The organism is Bordetella trematum (genome assembly GCF_900078335.1).
Taxonomy (GTDB): Bacteria; Pseudomonadota; Gammaproteobacteria; order Burkholderiales; family Burkholderiaceae_B; genus Bordetella; species Bordetella trematum.
In genome coordinates this window covers 98988-119020 of sequence record NZ_FKBR01000045.1, presented here as the reverse complement: position 1 = coordinate 119020, position 20033 = coordinate 98988, and the positions used below count along the sequence as shown (strand labels likewise).

At 67.3% G+C, this 20033-nt stretch carries 20 protein-coding genes; 8 read left to right on the top strand and 12 right to left on the bottom strand.

The features are described 5' to 3' along the window. Positions 1-47: 47 nt before the first annotated feature. From imuA to A7V84_RS16410, 3 genes are read left to right on the top strand one after another with little or no spacing between them, the layout of a single operon-like run. Positions 48-737 carry a translesion DNA synthesis-associated protein ImuA gene (imuA, locus tag A7V84_RS16420; protein ID WP_033534851.1) on the top strand — a complete coding sequence of 230 codons (690 nt, stop codon included), beginning with the start codon at positions 48-50 and terminating at the stop codon, positions 735-737. Continuing rightward, a complete protein-coding gene (locus tag A7V84_RS16415) occupies positions 691-2139 on the top strand; it encodes a Y-family DNA polymerase (protein WP_025514793.1) in 1449 nt (482 codons plus the stop codon). Before imuA ends, A7V84_RS16415 begins: the two co-directional genes overlap by 47 nt. 5 nt (positions 2140-2144) lie before the next feature. After that, positions 2145-5306 carry an error-prone DNA polymerase gene (locus A7V84_RS16410; RefSeq protein WP_063492338.1) on the top strand — a complete coding sequence of 1054 codons (3162 nt, stop codon included), beginning with the start codon at positions 2145-2147 and terminating at the stop codon, positions 5304-5306. A 63-nt stretch (positions 5307-5369) separates the two neighbouring features. Here A7V84_RS16410 and A7V84_RS16405 read toward each other — a convergent pair whose 3' ends face one another. The 3 genes from A7V84_RS16405 to hmpA form a co-directional block, all read right to left on the bottom strand. Beyond that, positions 5370-6623 carry a D-amino acid dehydrogenase gene (locus A7V84_RS16405; protein WP_025514789.1) on the bottom strand — a complete coding sequence of 418 codons (1254 nt, stop codon included), beginning with the start codon at positions 6621-6623 and terminating at the stop codon, positions 5370-5372. A gap of 89 nt (positions 6624-6712) precedes the next feature. Continuing rightward, on the bottom strand, positions 6713-7177 hold the full coding sequence (locus A7V84_RS16400) for an RrF2 family transcriptional regulator (protein WP_025514787.1): 465 nt from the start codon (positions 7175-7177) through the stop codon (positions 6713-6715). A 50-nt stretch (positions 7178-7227) separates the two neighbouring features. Further along, a complete protein-coding gene (hmpA, locus tag A7V84_RS16395) occupies positions 7228-8454 on the bottom strand; it encodes an NO-inducible flavohemoprotein (protein ID WP_033534854.1) in 1227 nt (408 codons plus the stop codon). Between the two features lie 135 nt (positions 8455-8589). On the opposite strand from hmpA, the gene A7V84_RS16390 reads away from it, so the two are divergent. Next, the gene (locus A7V84_RS16390) at positions 8590-9051 is read left to right on the top strand and encodes a GatB/YqeY domain-containing protein (protein ID WP_025514783.1); all 462 of its coding nucleotides are present in this window, start codon (positions 8590-8592) and stop codon (positions 9049-9051) included. A gap of 13 nt (positions 9052-9064) precedes the next feature. Here A7V84_RS16390 and dinB read toward each other — a convergent pair whose 3' ends face one another. Then, positions 9065-10153, bottom strand: a complete 1089-nt coding sequence (gene dinB, locus A7V84_RS16385; RefSeq protein WP_063492339.1) for a DNA polymerase IV — start codon at positions 10151-10153, stop codon at positions 9065-9067. Positions 10154-10331: 178 nt separating this feature from the next. On the opposite strand from dinB, the gene A7V84_RS16380 reads away from it, so the two are divergent. Further along, positions 10332-10760 carry a PaaI family thioesterase gene (locus tag A7V84_RS16380; protein WP_025514779.1) on the top strand — a complete coding sequence of 143 codons (429 nt, stop codon included), beginning with the start codon at positions 10332-10334 and terminating at the stop codon, positions 10758-10760. A gap of 3 nt (positions 10761-10763) precedes the next feature. Here the strand turns inward: A7V84_RS16380 and A7V84_RS16375 are convergent, their stop codons facing one another. Next, positions 10764-11210: a BPTD_2524 family lipoprotein gene (locus A7V84_RS16375; protein WP_025514777.1), complete on the bottom strand. Its 447-nt coding sequence runs from the start codon at positions 11208-11210 to the stop codon at positions 10764-10766. A 158-nt stretch (positions 11211-11368) separates the two neighbouring features. On the opposite strand from A7V84_RS16375, the gene A7V84_RS16370 reads away from it, so the two are divergent. Together A7V84_RS16370 and A7V84_RS16365 are read left to right on the top strand one after the other, a co-directional pair. Further along, positions 11369-13282, top strand: coding sequence for a S9 family peptidase (locus tag A7V84_RS16370; RefSeq protein ID WP_025514775.1), 1914 nt, complete (start codon positions 11369-11371; stop codon positions 13280-13282). Between the two features lie 97 nt (positions 13283-13379). Beyond that, on the top strand, positions 13380-15902 hold the full coding sequence (locus A7V84_RS16365; protein ID WP_025514773.1) for a penicillin-binding protein 1A: 2523 nt from the start codon (positions 13380-13382) through the stop codon (positions 15900-15902). Here A7V84_RS16365 and A7V84_RS16360 read toward each other — a convergent pair. Next, on the bottom strand, positions 15899-16723 hold the full coding sequence (locus A7V84_RS16360) for an aldo/keto reductase (protein WP_063492340.1): 825 nt from the start codon (positions 16721-16723) through the stop codon (positions 15899-15901). The two genes, A7V84_RS16365 and A7V84_RS16360, sit on opposite strands and share 4 nt — an antisense overlap. Before the next feature lie 105 nt (positions 16724-16828). Here A7V84_RS16360 and A7V84_RS16355 point away from each other — a divergent pair, with 105 nt between their 5' ends. Then, complete coding sequence (locus tag A7V84_RS16355) at positions 16829-17209, top strand: Rieske (2Fe-2S) protein (protein ID WP_033534857.1); 381 nt, start codon at positions 16829-16831, stop codon at positions 17207-17209. Here A7V84_RS16355 and A7V84_RS16350 read toward each other — a convergent pair. The 6 genes from A7V84_RS16350 to A7V84_RS16325 form a co-directional block, all read right to left on the bottom strand. Further along, positions 17200-17469 (bottom strand): hypothetical protein, encoded by a 270-nt coding sequence (locus tag A7V84_RS16350; protein ID WP_025514765.1) that lies wholly within the window; start codon positions 17467-17469, stop codon positions 17200-17202. The genes A7V84_RS16355 and A7V84_RS16350 overlap by 10 nt on opposite strands. Positions 17470-17552: 83 nt before the next feature. Then, positions 17553-17768 carry a hypothetical protein gene (locus tag A7V84_RS16345; RefSeq protein WP_025514763.1) on the bottom strand — a complete coding sequence of 72 codons (216 nt, stop codon included), beginning with the start codon at positions 17766-17768 and terminating at the stop codon, positions 17553-17555. A gap of 114 nt (positions 17769-17882) precedes the next feature. Then, the gene (locus A7V84_RS16340; RefSeq protein ID WP_063492341.1) at positions 17883-18971 is read right to left on the bottom strand and encodes an AGE family epimerase/isomerase; all 1089 of its coding nucleotides are present in this window, start codon (positions 18969-18971) and stop codon (positions 17883-17885) included. Positions 18972-19080: 109 nt separating this feature from the next. Then, positions 19081-19293, bottom strand: coding sequence for a hypothetical protein (locus tag A7V84_RS16335; protein WP_025514759.1), 213 nt, complete (start codon positions 19291-19293; stop codon positions 19081-19083). A 151-nt stretch (positions 19294-19444) separates the two neighbouring features. After that, a complete protein-coding gene (locus A7V84_RS16330; protein WP_051348224.1) occupies positions 19445-19657 on the bottom strand; it encodes a hypothetical protein in 213 nt (70 codons plus the stop codon). A gap of 70 nt (positions 19658-19727) precedes the next feature. Then, positions 19728-20012 (bottom strand): CsbD family protein, encoded by a 285-nt coding sequence (locus A7V84_RS16325; RefSeq protein ID WP_025514754.1) that lies wholly within the window; start codon positions 20010-20012, stop codon positions 19728-19730. Between the last annotated feature and the right edge of the window lie 21 nt (positions 20013-20033).

Genomic DNA, 20033 nt, shown 5'->3' with positions numbered 1-20033 from the left:
GCCGTACGCGTATACTGTATATTTATACAGTCTTATTTATCCCCGGCATGCCTTTGCCCGAACAGATCCACCCCGCACTCTGGCGCGCCACCCAGCTGGCCCGGGGCAGCGCGCGCGTGCTCCCCACCGGCCACGATGCGCTGGCACGCCAGTTGCCCGATGGCGGATGGCCCATCGGCGGGCTGACCGAGCTGCTGCTGCCGCATGCCGGCAGCGGCGAACTGACACTGCTGGCCCCGGCCCTGGCCGATGCCCCCGACACGCGCCCGATTGCCCTGGTTCACCCTCCCCTTACCCCCCACATCGCCGCGTGGCGCCAGGCCCGGCTGGCGCCCGAGCGGCTGCTTTGGATCGCTCCGCCCAAGGCCACCGATGCCCCTTGGGCCGCCGAACAGATCCTGCGCCATGCCAGTTGCGCGGCGCTGTTGTGCTGGCTGCCCCAGGCGCGCCCGGAAATTCTGCGCCGCCTGCATCTCGCGGCCCAGGCCAGCGATACGCTGTTTTTCGTGCTGCGGCCCGCACAGGCCGCCCGGGCCGCCTCGCCCGCGCCGCTCCGTCTGGCGCTGACGCCCGCGCCGGGGGGGCTCGCCATCCATATCCTCAAGCGGCGCGGCCCGGCCTGCGCGGCCCCCCTGTTCGTTCCCCTGCCCGCTGCGCCAGCCCCGCTCGCCCCCATTGCGCCGTATGTCCATGCGCCTCTGGATCGCCCTGTTCCTGCATCAGTTGCCGCTCGATAGCGTGTTGGCCGGCTGGGCCGACACCGGGCGCTGTTGCGCCGTCGTCGAGCACGAACGCCTCATCGCCCTGTCGCCAGCCGCCCGACAGGCCGGTCTGCGCCCGGGCCAACGGCGCGCCAGCGCACAGGCGCTGGCGCCACAGGCCGAACTGTTCGCCCGCGATCGCGCGGCGGAAATCCTGCGCCTGCAGGAAGCCGCACTGGCGCTGTTGCAGTACACCCCGCAGCTGGCCCTGCGCGAACCCGACGCGCTCCTGCTGGACGTCGGAGCCAGCCTGCGCCTGTTCGGCGGCCCGCGCGCGCTGGCGCGGCGCGTGCGGGCCACACTCGCGACGCTCTGCCTGCATGGCCGGCTGGGCATGGCCCCGACGGCCCAGGGCGCCTGGCTGCTGGCACGCGGCGCGGCGCCAGCCGCGCTACGGCTGTCCAGTCTGGCGCGACGCCTCGACGCCCTGCCGGTCGGGTTGCTGCCCGAAGCCCAGGCCCAGGCCGCCTGGCTAGAGGGCCTGGGCTGTGAATGCCTGGCCCAGTTGCGCGCCCTGCCGCGCGCCGGCCTGCAACGCCGTGCCAGCCCCGATCTGCTCATGGCGCTGGACCGCGCCTATGGCCAGACGGCCGAAGCCCACGCCTGGTTCATCGCAGCGCCGCGTTTCGAGGCCCGGCTCGAACTGGCCGATTACGCCGAACACGCCCAGGCCCTGCTGGGCGCAGCCGCCCGCCTGACCGAGCAACTCAGCGGCTGGCTGCACGGCGGGCGGCTCGCGGTACGCAGCATTACCCTGCGGCTCGAACACGAACGCGGCCGCCGTGCCCGCCCACCCTCGTGCCTGACTGTGACCATGGCCGAACCGGCCTGGCACAGCCGCCATCTGGAGGTCTTGCTGCGCGAGCGCCTGGAGCGCCTGGAACTGCCCGAGCCGGTGATCGCCATGGCGCTGAGCGCCGATCAGACCCAGCAGGCCGACAGCGCCAGCCAGACGCTGTTTCCCGACCCGGCCAGCCAGGCCGCCGACCACGCCCGCTTGCTCGATCTGCTGGCCGCACGCCTGGGGCCGCAGGCCGTACGTCATGCCGCCGCCTGCGCCGACCACCGGCCGGAGCAGGCCAACCAGTGGCAGCCCGTCCACCAGCCCGCGCCACGCCATTGCCCTGCGGGGCCTGTCCTGGAGCGCCCCTTCTGGCTGCTGGAGCCGGCACGTGCGCTGCCGGAACAAAACCACCGACCGGTCTATCAAGGCCAGCCCCTGCGGCTGCTGCGCGGCCCGGAGCGCATCGAGAGCGGCTGGTGGGACGACACCCCCGCCCAACGCGACTACTTCGTCGCCGAAGACCAGGCCGGGGCCCGTTACTGGCTCTATCGCGAGCGCGGGCAGCGCTGGTTTCTCCACGGTCTCTACGGATAGCCGCCATGCTTGCCGATAGCGCCTTGCTGCCCGCCTACGCCGAACTGGACTGCCAATCCAACTTCAGCTTCCTGACCGGCGCCTCGCACCCAGAAGAGCTGGTCGAACGGGCCGCCGAACTGGGTTACGCCGCACTCGCCCTGACCGATGAGTGTTCGCTGGCCGGCGTGGTGCGCGCCCACGTCCAGGCACGCGAGCACCCCGGCCTGCAGTTGCTCATCGGCAGCCGCGTGTCGCTGGACAACGGCGGCGATGCCCCCATCGAACTGGTGCTGCTGGCCCAGGATCGCGAAGGCTATGGCAATCTGGCCGAGCTCATCACCCTGGGACGCGGACGCGCCGAGAAAGGCCAGTACCGTTTGTCCCCGGCGGATCTGGTCACCCCGGAGACGGCCGCCCTGCAAGGCCTGCCCGGCTGCCTTGCCATCCTCGCGCCGGCTCACGGGCTGGCTCCCGCCGTCATGACGGCCCAGGCCCATTGGCTGGCGCGCTGCTTCGGCGAACGCGCCTGGGTGGGGCTGGCGCTGCTGCACGGCCCCCGCGACGACCTGCACCGCCACGCCGTGCAGACCGCCGCCCAGTCGGCCGGCCTGCCTGTCACGGCCCTGGGCCAGGTGCAAATGCACGTGCGCTCGCGCAAACCGGTGCACGACACCCTGGCCGCCATCCGCAGCGGACGCAGCGTGGCGCAATGCGGCTATGACCTCTCGGCCAATGCCGAGCGCCATCTGCGCTCGCGACTGCGCCTGGCCCGCCTGTATCCGCCCCAGGCGCTGGCCGAAACCCTGGCGATAGCCCGGCGCTGCCGCTTTTCCCTGGACGAGATCCGCTACGAATATCCCGACGAGATCGTGCCGCCCGGCATGACGCCGGCCACTTACCTGCGCCAGGCCACCCTGCAGGGCGCGGCCTCGCGCTATCCCGAAGGCGTGCCGCAAAGCGTGCGCCAGGCCATCGACACGGAGCTCTCGCTGATCGCCGAACTGCGCTACGAAGCCTATTTTCTTACTGTCCACGACATCGTCAGCGAGGCGCGCCGGCGCGGCATCCTGTGCCAGGGACGAGGCTCGGCCGCCAACTCGGCGGTCTGCTACTGCCTGGGGATCACAGCCGTCGACCCCAGCAAGGGCACGGCGCTCTTTGCCCGCTTCATCAGCAAGGCACGCAATGAACCGCCCGACATCGACGTCGATTTCGAGCACCAGCGGCGCGAAGAGATCATCCAGTACATCTACCGCAAGTACGGCCGTCCGCGAGCGGCACTGGCTGCCGTGGTCATCACCTACCGGCCCCGCAGCGTGCTGCGCGATACCGGGCGCGCGCTCGGGCTGGATCCGGCCATCATCGACAGCGTGGCGCGCGCCCATCAATGGTGGGATGGCAAGAAGGCCATGCTGCGCACCCTCGGAGAATGCGGCCTGGATCCCGATTCGCGGGTGGCGCGCCAATGGGCCGCCCTGGCCGAAACCCTGATCGGCTTTCCACGCCATCTGTCGCAGCATCCGGGAGGATTCGTCATCTCGCGCGGCAAACTCTCGCGCCTGGTGCCGATCGAGAACGCCGCCATGCCGCAACGCAGCGTGGTGCAATGGGACAAGGACGACCTGGATGCGCTCAAGCTGCTCAAGGTCGACATCCTGGCGCTGGGCATGCTGTCGATGCTGCGCCGCGCGCTGGCGCTGGTGAGTCTGCGCCGGGGCCAGCCCCTGGCGCTGCACCAGATACCCCATGACGACTCCCCCACCTACGACATGATCTGCCAGGCAGACACCATCGGCGTATTCCAGATCGAGTCGCGCGCCCAGATGAGCATGCTGCCCCGGCTGCAGCCGCGCGAATACTACGACCTGGTGGTGCAGGTCGCCATCGTGCGGCCCGGCCCCATCCAGGGTGGCATGGTGCACCCCTATCTGCGCCGGCGTCAGAAAAAAGAGCCGGTCAGCTATCCCGGGCCGGCCATCAAGAAAGTCCTGGAGCGCACCCTCGGCGTGCCCATCTTCCAGGAGCAGGTGATGCAGATTGCCATGGACGCGGCCGGCTTCTCGGCCGACCAGGCCGATGCGCTGCGCCGCTCGATGGCCGCCTGGCGCCGCAAGGGCGGCGTGGACAAATTCCGTGGCGAGCTCATCGCCGGCCTGCTGTCACACGGTTATACGCTGGAGTTCGGCGAAGCCCTGTTCCGGCAGATCGAGGGGTTCGGCGAATACGGTTTTCCTGAAAGCCACGCCGCCAGCTTCGCCCAGCTGGCCTATGCCAGCGCCTGGCTCAAGTGCCACGAACCCGAGGCCTTCCTGGCCGCACTGCTGAACTCGCAGCCCATGGGTTTCTACGCCCCGGCGCAACTGCTGCAGGATGCCCGCCGCCACGGCGTGACGGTATTGCCGGTCGACATCGAGCACAGCCAGTGGGAAGCGACGCTCGCCGCCATGCCGGGCGCCACGCGTCCGGCCGTGCGCCTGGGCCTGAACCAGATCAAGGGCCTCAAGCAGGCCAGCGCGCAGCGCATCGAGGCCGTGCGCGCCCAGGCGCCCTTGCGCGACGTGGCCGATCTGGCACGACGCGCCCGCCTGGACCGCCACGAGCTCGATGCCCTGGCCGACGCCGACGCGCTGCGCGCACTGGCCGGTCACCGCCGACAGGCGCGCTGGCAGGCTGCCGGCGGCGTGGCCGCACGCGATCTGCTGCGCGACGCCCCTATCCTGGAAGGCGCCGCCCCCGCGCTGCCCGCCCTCAGCGAGGGCCAGAGCATCGTGGCCGATTACGCCAGCACCGGGCTGACCCTGGGGCGCCACCCCCTGGCGCTGCTGCGCGAGGAACTCCAGGGCCGCCGCTTCGAGACGGCCAGCACGCTGCGCGGCTATCCCGACCGCCGTCTGGCGCGCGCCTGCGGCATCGTCACGGTGCGCCAGCGCCCGCAAACGGCCAAGGGCACCATCTTCGTCACCCTGGAGGATGAAACCGGACCGATCAACGTGGTCGTGCATGTTGAGCTGATGGAACGCCAGCGGCGCGAACTGTTGGCCGCCGTCCTGCTGGGCGTCTATGGGCGCTGGCAGAAGCAGGACGGCATCTGCAACCTGGTGGCGCAGCGTCTGGTCGATCTCACGCCCTTGCTGCGTCGTCTCGACGGCCAGGCGCTGGCCGCCCGCAGCCGCGACTTCCATTGAAAAACCGTCCCTGGCTGAACTCACCCGCGAGGCGGTTCGGATCCTGCGGCACGGCCCGCCGGTTCAGGGCTGGAAAGGCTGGGCGTCGATCGGCGGCGTGATGCCCTGCATGAGGGCGCTCAGCAGCGTCGCGCTGCCGCAGGCCAGCGTGAAACCCAGCGCACCCTGGCCGATATTGAGCCAGAGGTTGTCCGCCACCCGCGCGCGCCCGATCAAAGGCTTGCCGGTCGGCGTGGCCGGACGCAAGCCTGCCCAGGCCTGCGCCCGGCTCAGGTCCAGCCCCGGGAAGGCCTCAGCCACCTGCTGCTTGAGCAGAGCCACGCGTTTGTCATCGATGCTCGCGCCCGGGCTGCCGATATCCACCATGGCCGCGATGCGCAGCGTCTGCCCGATGCGGGCATACACAATGCGGCGCTCGTAGTCGGTCACGCTGATGGCTGGCGCCACCGACTCGTCCTCGGCCCGCAGCGGCACCGTGAGGCTGTATCCCTTGAGCGGATACAACGGCACATCCTGGCCCAGAGGCCGGATGAGTTCACGGGTGCCGACCCCGGTAGCCAGCACGACCGCGTCGGCGCCGATATCGCCCTGGGCGGTGCGCACGGCCACCACGCGGCGTCCCTCGCGCCACAGCCCGGTCACCCGGCAGCCCATATGGCATTCGACATTGCCCAGCGACTTCAGGCGTTCGAACAGCGCCACCGTGAACTGGTGGCAATCTCCCGCCTCCTCGCTGGGGGTATAGACGGCGCCGGCCAGCGCGGAACCCATGCCGGCCAGCGCGGGCTCCAGCGCCAGCGTCTCGGCCGCGCCGAGCACGCGTTGCTCGGCCGCGCCCAGGCTGGCCTGATAGGCGGCCAGACGACGCGCCTTGTCCAGCAATTCGGCGCTGCGATAGGCAATCAACTTGCCATTGCGCAGATGGCCGAACTCCAGCGGCGTTTCTTCGAGCAGGGCATTGAGCACGTCCCGGCTCAGGTAGGAAAGGGTTTGCAGTTGCGCCGTGGAGCGGCGCGCCACATCGGCGCGGCAAGCCAGTGCGAACTGCAGGCACCACAGCCACTGATGCGGATCCATCCGGGGCCGGAAGCGCAGGGGCGAATCGGCCCGCAGCAGCCAGCCCGGCACACTGGGCAATACGCCAGGACCGGCCAGAGGGGCCACATAGCTGTAACTCAATTGTCCGCCGTTGGCATAGCTGGACACCTCGCCGGGGCCCGGCTGGCTGTCCACCAGCACCACCTCATGCCCCTCGCGCGCCAGAAAATACGCCGTGGTCGTGCCAATCACGCCGGCGCCGATCACACATACCCGCATAACCTTGCCACCCAGAATAGGAATCGAAACCCTATTGTCCGAGGGCGAAGCTCTCAGGGGCAAATGCCTTTGTGAGGACTATCCATAACCTAAGGTTTGGTTTCTGGCTTGGTTTCTCGCATCGGTCGATGCAGACGGATGATGGCCGCGCCGGTCGGCGAGCCGACCAGTTCCGCCAAGGTATGGCCATCCAGAAAGGCATAGAAGCTGCGCAAGGCCTCCTGCAGCACCCCGGTCAGGCGGCAGGCCCCCTGCAGCGCACAGGGCGGGTCGGCACAATCGACCAGCCCCCCCTGATGCTCCAGGGTGCGCACCAGCTCGCCGAGCCGGTAGTCGGAGGCTGCGCGCGCCAGCGCCAGCCCGCCGCCCTTGCCCCGGGTGGCGGCCACCCAGCCCTGCTGCGACATGAAATGCACCACTTTCACCAGATGATGGCGCGAGATCTCGAAACGCTCGGCGATCTCGGGGATCGTCACGGGTTTTTCGCGGTCGCGGCACTGCGTGAGGTACATCAGCACACGCAGGCCAAAATCGGTAAAGCGGGTCAGTTGCATTCAGGCCTATGAAAAACCGGGGTACGCCTCGGCGAGGCAGGAAAACCGCCTTACCAGCCAGGACCGCCCGTGCCGAAAGCCTCGGCATGGATACGCTCGGCCGGCACCCCGCGCGCGCGCAGGGCATCGTGCTGGTCCCGCATGAAAGGCAGCGGGCCACACAGATAATAATCCGCTTCGGGCAACACCACGTCATCGGCGATGCGCTGCCATTCGATGCGCCCGGCGTAGTCGTAGTCAACGCCCTGGCGGTCGCCTTCGGCCACGTGCTCATAGAACACATGGCGGCGCAGATTGGCGTGCTGGCGGGCTGCCTCGTTGATCTCGTCGCGCATGGCATGCACCGATGCCTGGCGGCAGGCATGCACGAAACGCAGCTCGCGCGCCGCCTCGCCGGCTTGCTGGCGGGCCAGCAAGGTATTGAGCATGGCCATCATGGGCGTGATGCCGACCCCGCCGGAGATCATCACCACCGGCCCCTGCCCATCGCGGCGCAGCACGAAATCGCCACAAGGCGGCGCGACGTCCAGCACATCGCCTTCCTGAACATGGTCGTGCAGGCGATTGGAAACCTGGCCAGCCGGACCTGCGCCGGCTGCCTCGCGCTTGACCGAAATGCGCAGGCTGTCCTTGCCCGGCGCATCCGACAGGCTGTACTGGCGCGGCTGCACCAGGCCATGTTCGGGCAGATACAGACGCACCGACAGATACTGGCCAGGCTGATAGTCGGGCAGCGGACCGCCATCGACCGGGCGCAGATAGAAAGACGTGATCTCGGCGCTCTCGGGCACCTTGCCCACCACCTTGAAGCCGCGCCAGCCGCTCCAGCCGCCCTCCTTGGTGGCCGCTTCGGCATACATGCGCGACTCGATGCCCACCAGCACGTCGACCAACTGGCCATAGGCCGCCGCCCAGGCGTCGATCAGCTCATCGGTGGCCGCATCGCCCAGCACCTCGCGGATCGAGGCCAGCAAATGCTTGCCCACGATGGCGTACTGCTCAGGACGCACGCTAAGGCTGACATGCTTGTGCGCGATGCGCTCCAGCACCGGCCCGAGTACCGACGGATCATCGATATGCTCGGCATAGGCCGCGACGGCCATGGCCAGCGCCTGCTGCTGCTGGCCGCTTTGCTGGTGGCCCTGGTTGAACACCTGCTTGAGTTCCGGATTGTGCTGGAACATGCGCGCGTAGAAATGGCGCGTCAACGCTTCGCCATGGGTCTTCAGAACAGGGGCGGTGGATTTGACCAGCTCACGTACGGTTGCACTCAACATGCATGGCTCCTGAGAGATTGCCGGCAGCCCGGCTTTAAAGATGTATTTATTCTACATGTTTTAAATGCGCGCTTGCTGCATCGGGCCCGCGAGAGTTAAAACACGGGCTTCGACGCAACACTGAAGGATTCATCCATGAGCACCCAGACGCTCAAGACCGCCCTGCTCGACGCTCAGAAGCAGGCCATGCGCGCCAAGGACAGCGCCCGCCTGGCCACCCTGCGCTTCCTGATGGCCGCTATCAAGCAAAAGGAAGTCGATGAGCGCCGCGACGTCAGCGACGCCGAGATCACCGCCATCGTCGAGAAGCAGGTCAAGCAACGACGCGAGTCGATCGCCGCCTTCGAGGCCGCCGGCCGGACCGAGACCGCCGAGCAGGAAAAGGCCGAACTGGCGGTGCTGCAGGAGTTCCTGCCGGCCGCCGCCAGCGCCGAGGAAGTCGAGGCCGCCATCGACGCCGCCTTTGCCGACGTGGCGGCGCAAGGCGTCAGCGGGCCGGCCGCCATGGGCAAGATCATGGCCATCCTCAAGCCGGCGCTGGCCGGCCGGGCCGACATGTCCCAGCTGTCGCAGCAGGTCAAGGCCCGCCTGGCCTGAACGCTCCGGCGGCCTAGAACACGCCGCCGAACAGATCCGGCTGGCGCGGGCCCTCGCCCGTTTCGGGCTCGGCGAAATTGCTCATGCCCACGCCCGCCAGCCGGTAGCGGGTCTGGGCCGGCAGATCCACCCGCCCGCACAACTGGCGCGCCACCTGGGCCAAGGCTTCGGGCGAGGCCGGCGGCTGCGGCAGCGTCAGGCTGCGCGTGAGCAACCGGAAGCGGTCGGTCTTGAGCTTGAGCACCACCGTGCGGCCCAGCCGCCCCTTCTTGCGCGCCTGCTCCCAGACACGCGTGGCCAGTTGCGCCAGGGCCTCGTCCAGTTCGTCCAGACGCCGGTCGCGCTCGAAGGTGTTTTCCGCCGAGATCTGCTGCAAGGGCTGGTCCGGCTGCACCTCGCGATGGTCGATCCCGCGCGCCAACTCGTACAGGCGACGCCCATACCGGCCGAACAGGTGCTCCAGCTCGCCCTGTTCGCGCCCGGCCAGATCCCCCACCGTCTCGACACCCAGCGCCTGCAACCTGCCCTGCATGACCTTGCCCACCCCAGGCACCTTGCGCACCGGCAGGGGCTCCAGAAAAGCCAGCACGCGCGCCGGCGGAATCACGAACAAGCCGTCCGGCTTGTTCCAGTCGGAGGCGATCTTGGCGAGGAATTTGTTGGGCGCCACGCCCGCCGAGGCGGTCAGGCCGGTTTCCTGGCGGATCTGCGCGCGGATGGCCTCGGCCACGGCCGTGGCCGAGGCCATCCCCAGCTTGTTGACGGTCACATCGAGATAGGCTTCGTCCAGCGACAACGGCTCGATGAGGTCGGTGTGACGCGCCATGATGGCGCGCACCTGGCGCGAGACCTCGCGGTAGCGATTGAAATCCGGCGGCACATAGACCGCGTCCGGACACAAGCGCTGGGCGCGCGCCACCGCCATGGCCGAATGCACGCCATAACGGCGCGCCTCATAGGAGGCCGCACAGACCACCGACCGCGCACCGGTCCAGGCCACCACCACGGGCAGGCCACGCAGGTCGGGACGGTCGCGCTGCTCGACGGAGGCATAGAACGCGTCCATGTCGACATGCACGATTTTTCGGATCGGATCAGTCATGCACCTGATGGCCCGACGGCGGCGGGCCGGACTACTGGATATTTATACGGTACCGATATTATGGCCCGTCTGGCCGGCGCCTGCAGCGCCAGGCCGGCCACGGCGCGGCCACGCGCCTGGAGAGGCCGGTTTTTTCGCGCTACAGTGGCCGCTTTTCGCAGAACGTTTTTCTTCCCCGATGACCGATTCCACGCAGCACGAAACGCCCGCCACCGATTACTTCGGCCTGCATATTCCCTTGATGAACCTGATGGGCCTGATCCCCGAAGCCATCGAAGATGGAGCCGCGCGCTGCCGCCTTCCCTGGCGCGAGGCGCTGACCAACAGTCGCGGACACGTGCACGGCGGCACTCTGATGAGCGTGCTGGATTTCACCATGAGCGCGGCCGCGCGCGGCACCCGCAACAATGTCGGCATGGCCACCATCGACATGAACACCAGCTTCCTGGCGCCGGCGTTGGGCGATCTGATCGTCTCCGCGCGCTGTCTGCGCCTGGGCAAGTCGATCGCCTTCTGTGAGGGAGAAATCCACAATGCCAGCGGCGAGCTGGTGGCCAAGTCTTCGGCCACCTTCAAGCTGGTGCCGCAGCGCCCGGGCGGCGACTGAAGCCTAGCGCGGACGCGGCAGCGTCCAGACTTCCTCGGCGGGCCTGGGGTCGCCCGGCATGTAACTGACGCAGGACGGCACGCCGAAGGTGACGGCCTCTTTCATGGCGCGCAGTGCGTCGCGGTTCCAGATGCTGCGGCCCCACATGTTGATGTGCACTGCCGCGCTGTCCGGCCCGCTGGATTTGATTTCCACGCGCGTCATTTCGTTATCGCTCATGGGCGCCAGCACGCGCACCAGCGCAGTGCCCTGCTCCAGCTTGCCGTCCAGGCGATAGCCGCCCTGTCCGAGCAGGCAGCGCTGGGCCTGCGCCATGGCCGCCTCGTAGGCGGCCTGATAGGAAACCTTGGCCTGCATGTCGGCCGACAGGGCGCCGCCATTGGGACCGGTCCCCACGGTGCATCCTGCCAGGGCCAGAACGGCTGCCGCAAGGGGGATGGCTTTGAACATGATTCCTCCATAGACTGCCGCGATTATCCCGCATTTCCAGGCGATTCGACGGCGTGCGAACGGCTATGGCATGATGAAACCCCGCTGGCGCCTGCGCGCGCCATCCCGTTCACGCCGCTGGCCTGCCCGGCCGCCGGCGCCCGAGTCCGGAGACCATTTTGCTGAAACTCATGATGCGCACCCTGCTGACCGCCGGCCTGATCGGCGCGGCCGCAGGCGCGGCTGCCCAGCCCCCGCAAACCTACCCCCTGAAAGATTTCTTCCGCAACCCGGAGCGCGGTTTTTTCCGGCTGGCCGATGACGGCAGGAGCCTGGGCTTCATGCAGCCGGTAAGCGTCGACGGCCAGCCCGCGCGCATGAATATCTACGTGCAGCCCCTGGCCGACGGCAAACCCCAGGGCGAGGCGCAACAGCTGACTCACGAAAGCGCGCGCGACATCAGCAACTTCTTCTGGAAGGGCAACCATACCGTCCTCTACCAGAAAGACTTCGGTGGCGACGAGAACTTCCACGTGGTCGCCGTCGACACCCGTAACGGCAAGGTCACCGACCTGACGCCGTTCGACGGCGTGCGCGCCGGCATCGAAGACGACCTGCCCGACGATCCCGATCACATCCTGCTGTCTCACAACCAGCGCGACCCGCAGGTGTTCGACGTCTATCGCGTCAATGTACATACCGGCCAGGCCACGCGCGTGGCCGAGAACCCGGGCAACGTGGTCGGCTGGCAGACCGACCACCAGGGCCGTGTGCGCGCTGCCATCACCAGCGACGGCCTGAACACCACCCTGCTCTACCGCGACGACGAGCAATCGCCGTTCCGCCCCCTGATCACCACCGACTACCGTACCTCGGTCAGCCCGGCGCTGTTCACCTTCGATGACAAGCGGCTCTATGCGCTGTCCAATCGCGGTCGCGACCGCCTCGCGCTGGTCGAGATCGACCCGGCCCGGCCGGATGACGAAACCCTGATCTTCGAACCCGGGACAGTCGATCTGGACGCCGCCGGCTATTCGCGCAAGCGCAAGGTCCTGACGCTGGCGGCCTACCAGACCGACAAGCCGCAGTACCACTTCTTCGATCCCGAGACCGAAGCCCTGTACGCCAGGCTGGCCCGTCATCTGCCGGGCTACGAGCTCAGCCTGCAAAGCAGCAACCGCGACGAAGACGTCTTCATCGTGGCGGCCTACAACGACCGCACCCCCGGTGCGCGCTACCTCTACGACGCCGCCCGCGACAACCTGCACAAGCTGGCCGACATCAACCCGGCACTGCCCGAGGCCGACATGGCCGAAGTGCGCCCGATCCAGTACACCGCGCGCGACGGCCTGACCATCCACGGCTACCTGACCCTGCCCAAGGGCCGCGACCCGAAGAATCTCGCCTGCATCGTCAACCCGCACGGCGGGCCGTGGGCGCGCGACAGCTGGGGCTACAACCCGGAAGTGCAGTTCCTGGCCAACCGCGGCTTCTGCGTCCTGCAGATGAACTTCCGCGGCTCCACCGGCTATGGCCGCAAGTTCTGGGAGGCCAGCTTCGGCCAATGGGGCCTGGCCATGCAGGACGACATCACTGACGGTGTTCAGTGGCTGATCGACCAGGGCATCGCCGACCCCAAGCGTATCGGCATTTATGGCGGCAGCTACGGCGGTTACGCCACGCTGGCCGGCATCACCTTCACCCCGGAGCTGTACGCGGCGGCGGTGGATTATGTCGGCGTCTCCAACCTCTTCACCTTCATGCAGACCATTCCACCCTACTGGAAACCGCTGCTGGCGAAAATGCAGGATATGGTCGGCGACCCCGAGCGCGATAAGGAGCGCCTGGCGGCCACCTCGCCGGCGCTGCACGTCGATCGCATCAAGACGCCGCTGTTCATTGCGCAAGGCGCCAAGGATCCGCGCGTCAACAAGGCCGAGAGCGACCAGGTGGTCGAAGCCCTGCGCAAGCGCGGCGTAGAGGTCGAATACATGGTGAAAGACAACGAAGGACACGGCTTCCACAACGACGAGAACAAGTTCGAGTTCTACGCCGCCATGGAAAAGTTCCTCACCGAGCACCTGAAGCCCTGATCTCCCGGGCCGCCGGCTCGCCGGCGGCCATGTTTGGTTACGGAAACCTTTAGCTGCTCAAGACGGTCTATCCGGTTCTGCCCTAGAATCGGCTCCGATGACTGACACCCCTTCCTCCAGCGAGCGCCCCGCAGCGGGCCGCCGCAAGCGCCTTATCCTGAAAGCCGGCCTGGTCGCCGGCGGCCTGGCCGCCAGCGGCCTGATCGCGCTGGGCCTGGCCGTGGCCCTGGCCTGGCCCAGCCTGCCCGACCTCAACGCCATGACGGACTATCGTCCGCGCGTACCGCTGCGGGTCTATACCGCCGACAAGGTGCTGATCGGCGAATTCGGCGAAGAACACCGCAACGTCTTGCGCTTTGACGAAATCCCCCTCGTCATGCGCCAGGCCATGCTCGCCGCCGAGGACGACCGTTTCTACGAGCACGGCGGCATCGACTGGAGCGGCGTGGCCCGCGCCATGCTCACCAATCTGGTGAATATGTCCAAGAGCCAGGGGGCCAGCACCATCACCATGCAGGTGGCACGCAACTTCTATCTGTCGTCGGAGAAAAGCTATTCGCGCAAGTTCTACGAGCTGCTGCTGACCTACAAGATCGAATCCGAGCTCACCAAGGACCAGATCCTCGAGCTCTACATGAACCAGATCTATCTGGGGCATCGCGCCTATGGCTTTGCCGCCGCGGCGCGCACCTATTTCGGCAAGAACCTGAGCGACATCACCACCGCCGAGGCCGCCATGCTGGCCGGCATCCCCAAGGCCCCCTCGCGCGCCAACCCGCTGACCAACTTCGCCCGCGCCAAGGCGCGCCAGGGCTATGTGCTGGGGCGCATGCAGACCCTGGGCTTTCTCACCCCCGAACAGGTCGAACAGGCGCGCGCCGAGCCCATCGTGGTGCGCGGCCGCGAAGGCGGGCCCGAGCGCGGCTTTGCCGTGCATGGCGAGTACCCGGCCGAACTGGTGCGCCAGCTGATGTACGGCGTGTTCAGCGAAGAAGCCTATACCCGCGGGCTGGACGTCTACACCACGCTCGACTCCAAGGCCCAGGAAGCGGCCTACCAGGCGGTGCGCGATGGCGTGCTCGACTACACGCGGCGCGCAGTCTACCCCGGCCCCGAAGGCCGGGTGGAGCTGCCCGAGAACATCGAATCCGACAGCCAGGCCTTCGACGAGATCCTCGACGGCGTACAGGACGAGCACCCCGACAGCGACGGCTTGTATGCCGCCGTCGTATTGCAGGCGAGTCCGGAATCGGTTCGTGTGGCCCGCAGCGCCAACGACATCGTCACCATCGACGACAAAAAGGCGCTGGCCGTGGTGGCCCGCGCCCTCAATCCCAAGGCCGACGCCAAGCAGCGCCTGTCGCGCGGCGCGATTGTCTACATCCACCGCAATGGCGACCAATGGGAAATCATCAATATGCCGGCCCTGCAGGCCGCCATGGTGTCGCTGCGCCCCGAAGACGGCGCCATCCTCGCGATGGTGGGTGGCTTTGACTTCTATCGCGGCTCATTCAACCGCGTCACGCAGGCCTGGCGCCAGCCCGGCTCGACCATCAAGCCCTTCCTCTACGCGGCGGCCCTGGAGCGCGGCTTCACGCCCGGCACCCAGGTCTCCGACCAGCCCTTCTCCCTGACGGCCCAGCAGACCGGCTCGCGCGCCTGGCAGCCCAAGAATGACGGCAACCGCTACGAGCCCATGCTGACCTTGCGCGAAGGGCTGTACCGCTCCAAGAACATGGTCTCCATCCGCCTGCTGCAGGCGGTCACGCCCGAGTATGGCCGCCAGTACCTCACGCGCTTCGGCTTCGACGCCGAGCGCTGGCCTGCGGTGCTGCCGATCGCCCTGGGCGCCGGTTCGGCCACGCCCCTGCAGGTCGCCAACGCCTACAGCGTGCTGGCCAACGGCGGCTATCTGGTTACGCCCTACCTCATCGACCGCGTGCTGGACCATTCCGGCAAGGTGCTGATGCGTGCTCAGCCCCAGATCGCCGGCGACGAACGCATGCGCGCCGTCGATCCCCGCACGGTCTGGCTGATCGACGACATCCTGCGCGAGGCCGTGGTCAAGGGCACCGGCGCGCGCGTGCATCGCACCCTCAAGCGCAATGATCTGGCCGGCAAGACCGGCACCACCAACGGCGCGGCCGACGTCTGGTTCTCGGGCTACAACCGCGACATGGTGACCACCGTCTGGATGGGCTTTGACCAGCCACGCAGCCTGGGCACCAACGAGTTCGGCAGCGGGCTTGCCTTGAGCACCTGGCTGGACTACTCCGCGCCCATGCTCAAGGGCAAGCCCGAGGCGTCACGCCGTCCGATGCCGCAAGGACTGATCGCCGACCAGGGCAACTACTACTACACCGAGTTCCCGCCGGGCGAAGCCGTCGCCGCACTGGATCTGGGGGCACGCGACGCCCTGACCGACTTCCTGGATCAGCTGCAGCCCATCGAGGGTGACGGCAATCGCATCCTGGAGCCGGGCGCCTCGGCCGCGCCGCCCATCGCCCTGCCTGTGCCTGTGACGCAACCGCCGGCGGCGGCGCCCGCCCCCGCGCCGGCCGGCAATGGCCATGTGCCGACCCTGAACAACAACATCGAGGGCCTGGGCGTGGTCAACTAGCCACGAAAGACATCCGGGTCGGGGCCCAGCCGCGGGCCCTGCTCCAGCGCGTCGATGGCCTGCATGGCCGCCTCGTCGAGCGTGAAGTCAAACACCGCGAAGTTTTCCCGGATGCGCTGCGGCGTGACCGACTTCGGAATTGCCACCAGGCCGTTCTGCAGATGCCAGCGCAGCACCACCTGCGCGGGCGTACGGCCCAGGGCTTGTGCAATCTGCACAATCACCGGGTGCTGCAACGCCTGCCCCTGGCCCAGCGGGCTCCAGGATTCCGTGGCGATGCCGTAGTCGGCATGGAAGGCACGCAGCTCGCGCTGCGCGAATCCGGGATGCAGTTCGATCTGGTTGACGGCGGGAATCACATCCGAACATTGCATCAGGCGCTTGAGTTGCCCGGCGGTGAAATTGGACACGCCGATGGCGCGCGCCAGCCCGGCCTGGCGCAGGCGGATCATGTCTTCCCAGGCCTGCAGAAAGGTTTCGCCGCCGGCCATCGGCCAATGGATCAGGTACAGATCCACATAATCCAGCCCCAGCCGGCGCAGGCTGTCTTCGAGCGCCTGCGGGGCGCGGGCGTGACTGTCATTCCAGAGTTTGGTGGTCACGAACAGTTCGCTGCGCGGCAGGCCCGAGGCCCGCAGGCCCTCTCCCACACCCGCCTCGTTGCGATAGATGGCAGCGGTATCGACCGAGCGATAACCGGTCTGCAGGGCCGTGGCCACGATCTCGGCGGCCTGTTCATCGCGCACCTGCCAGACACCCAGCCCGAGCTGGGGCATGGCATTGCCGTCATTCAGTGGGACAAGCGTGGCAAACGGGGTCATGGGGCCTCCTGGATGCAGATGGACATGGCCCCATCATAGCGCTCTGTCCGGCAGGCAGGCCCGGCCGTGGCACAATGCCTGCCCGCAAGCAAACCGCCCATTTCCATGACACACGCTGCCAGCCCCATACGCGTCTGCGATGCCCAGGACCTCCGCAACGGCGGGCCGGGCGTCAAACTGCCCGCCACCGACAGCGCCGGACACAGCACGGTGTTCTTCATCCGCTACCAGGACCGGGTCTACGGCTACCTGAATCGTTGCGCCCACGTCGGCGTCGAGCTGGATTGGGAAAACAGTTTCTTCACGCGGGCCGGCGACCGCATCATGTGCGCACGCCACGGTGCGACCTATCTGCCGGACACCGGCGTGTGCGATGGCGGCCCCTGTCGCAATGGCCGCCTGACGCCGCTGAAGGTGCAAGAGCGTGACGGGACGGTCTACTGGCTACCCGAAGGGAAAATCCAGCCAGCCGCGTCTCAAGGCTGATACGGAGCCGCGTCGGGCAGGTCGCAAGGCACGCCCTGCGCATCGACGTCGCGCACCTGGTCCAGCGCATTGCTCGCCGCCGACATGGCCGCGATGGCATTGGGAAAGCGGCGCGAACAGAATACCTCGAACACTTGCGCCGGGCCCGGCGTCTCGCCATCGCGCCGCACGCTCTCGATGAACGCCCGCGCCGGCACCCCGCCCTTGGGCTGGCTGGCATAGGCCAGCAGGGTAAATCCATTGACGATCTTCTGGGCCATCGGTCCTCCGTCGCATGAGCAAGGTCTCGATGGATTGACGGCCGCGCGGCCGCCGGACTTAAGTCCGGCGCCGTCCGCCCGGCTCAGGGAGCGAGGCGAAAACCGATATCCACACCCCAGCGATCGGTTTCCAGCAGCCATTTGGTATCGCAGACCAGACAGCGAAAGTGTTCTTCGGTATGGCCCTCACGACCGCGCTGGGTCGACTCGGTAGTGCCCTGGTGCCCAAGATCGGCATGAGGCGCGACGCCAGCCTGTCCAGGAACGATCCGCTGGCATGCCTCGCACATGACCTCCATGAGCCCCCCTTTACAATAAGGCTCAAAGTGTAAAAGGGCCGTCACACAAAGAGATTGCCCACACGCAGCCGGCGCTTGCTTTTCGTCCGTGTACGAGAATCCGCCAACGGATATTCAGGACGTGGCGACGTAACCCGTCCAGAGATGATACGGCGTGGTGCTCGGCATATCGGCGCGCAGCACCTCGCCCTGCGGGCCCAGCACCTCGTGCCAGCCCTTGTCATGCAGAAATCGGGTTTGCAAAGCCTGCAACTGCCAGGCGCGCCGTTGCGGCGGCGCAGCGCTGACGGCCAGCCCCAGGTAACGCGCATACTCCGTCTGCGCCCAGATGCGCTGGCTGGCATCCTTGATGCTGCCATCGGGATGCAGGGCGGCGCACACCCCGGCGGTATCGGCCGCCACGCCGCGCGCCTCGGCCCAGGCTGCCGCACGTGGCAATACCGCCGCCAGCTCCAGCCCGGCAAACACCTCGGGCGCGCTGTCCAGCAGCGCCACCCACTCGAACTGATGGCCGGGCTCGATATGATTGTCGTGGCGGCCATCGCCGAACTCCAGCACGCAATGGCTGCGCGCGTCCACGTAAAGTTCCAGCACCTGGTTCGCCAACCCCCGCAGACGTTCGGCGAACCAGGCGGGCTCCACCAGGCCGGCCGCCGCCAGATAGGCCTCGGTCAGGTGCATCACGGGATTCTGCTCGGGTCCGCGCAAGGCCCTGCCCTGCGTATCGCAGGCAGCGATATAACGGCCGGCCGCATCGCGAAAACGCGCTTCGATATCGCGCACCGTGGCCAGCAAAAGTTGATGCGCGTCGCGCCGGCGGGTGCGCTCGAACAACGCGGCACATGCCAGCACGATGAACGCGTGCGTATAGAGATCCTGGGTCTCGTCCAGCGCCTTGCCCTGGGCATCGACGCTGTAATACCACCCGCCCTGGGGGTTGCGGAACACGCGAACAAGCGTATCGAACAGCGCGCCCGCATGCGCCTGCCCGCCCGAGGCGCGGCTGAAGACGAAAATCTGGCGTGCGCAGGCCATCGCACGATAACGCTGCACCGGCATCGGTTGCCGGCCCGACGCATCGAGCGCCTCGAAGGGCAGGCCCAGCCCGGCGTTAAAACCCCGGGTGCGCCACATGGGCAGCACCACGTCATTGAAGTGCTGGCGCAGGGAGCTCAGGATATCGGCGGAAGCGGGAAGAGACATAAGGGCAAAGCGGCGCGATAACGACGGGAGGCAGAATACCGTAAGTCTGACACAGCGAGCCCAATGAAAGCGGGCCGATCCCTAGGGATCAGCCCGGACACTGGCGCGGTCAACGATAGATGTTCTCGCTCAACCAGTCTTGTGCAAAGGACTCGGCGCGTACTCTTGCCTCATCCAGCGTGGCGCATGGGCCGAGATAGGAAAAAGCGGCATCGATTTCGGTACCGCCCTCGGCCGTCACCGTCAGCAGGGCTCCATAACCGCCGGTATCCATGGCGGCGGTGGACAGATCAATCAGGACCTCTTGATCACGAAGCTGCATGGCGTCCTCCCAGTCTGCTTCAAGCCGGCCGGATGACCGGCTTGCCTTGCGACGGGCCTGAAAAAGACCCGTGTACTGATAATCGGACTGTTTTAATGCTGGCAAGTTCAATCTCAGACTGTTCCAAAAATGAAACAATGTGTCCTGATGATTACACGCCCTGCTGCTTCGCAGCTTCCATATGCAGGGCCAGCTTGCCTTTCTCGGTGATGCTCAGCGTGCCATCCGCGGCACGGGTCAGGCAGCGCAGCAGTATCAACGCCTCGATGGCGTCGGGCGGCACCTGGGTGGCCGCCTCCTGGCGGGCGATTTTCTCCAGCCACTGCGCCAACTCACCGGGCCGGAAATGATGTCTTGCCATCATGGTGGCGCTCCTGGGTCGAACAAGAGCGCAACCTTACCATGCCAGGCGGCGGCATGCGTTGCGTCGAGACTCAGGAACGCCGACCGATGGCGCCCGCGATCCGGCCCAGCAGATAGGCCAGGCCGCCCGCCACCGCAATCGAGGCCACGGGATGGCGGCGCACCAGCGTCTGCACGGTGTCGGCCACGTCATCGATGCTGTCGGTCAGGCAGCCGATGGCTCCCTGCACCTTGCCTTCGACCTGACGGGCGGCTCCCCGGGCACGCACCCGGCCGTCTTCGAGGGCTTCACCGACGGCCTCCTCACCCTTTCCAACCCATTCCTTGGCCTTGCCCGAAATACGATCCATCGACATTACGACTCTCCTTGGAATGGC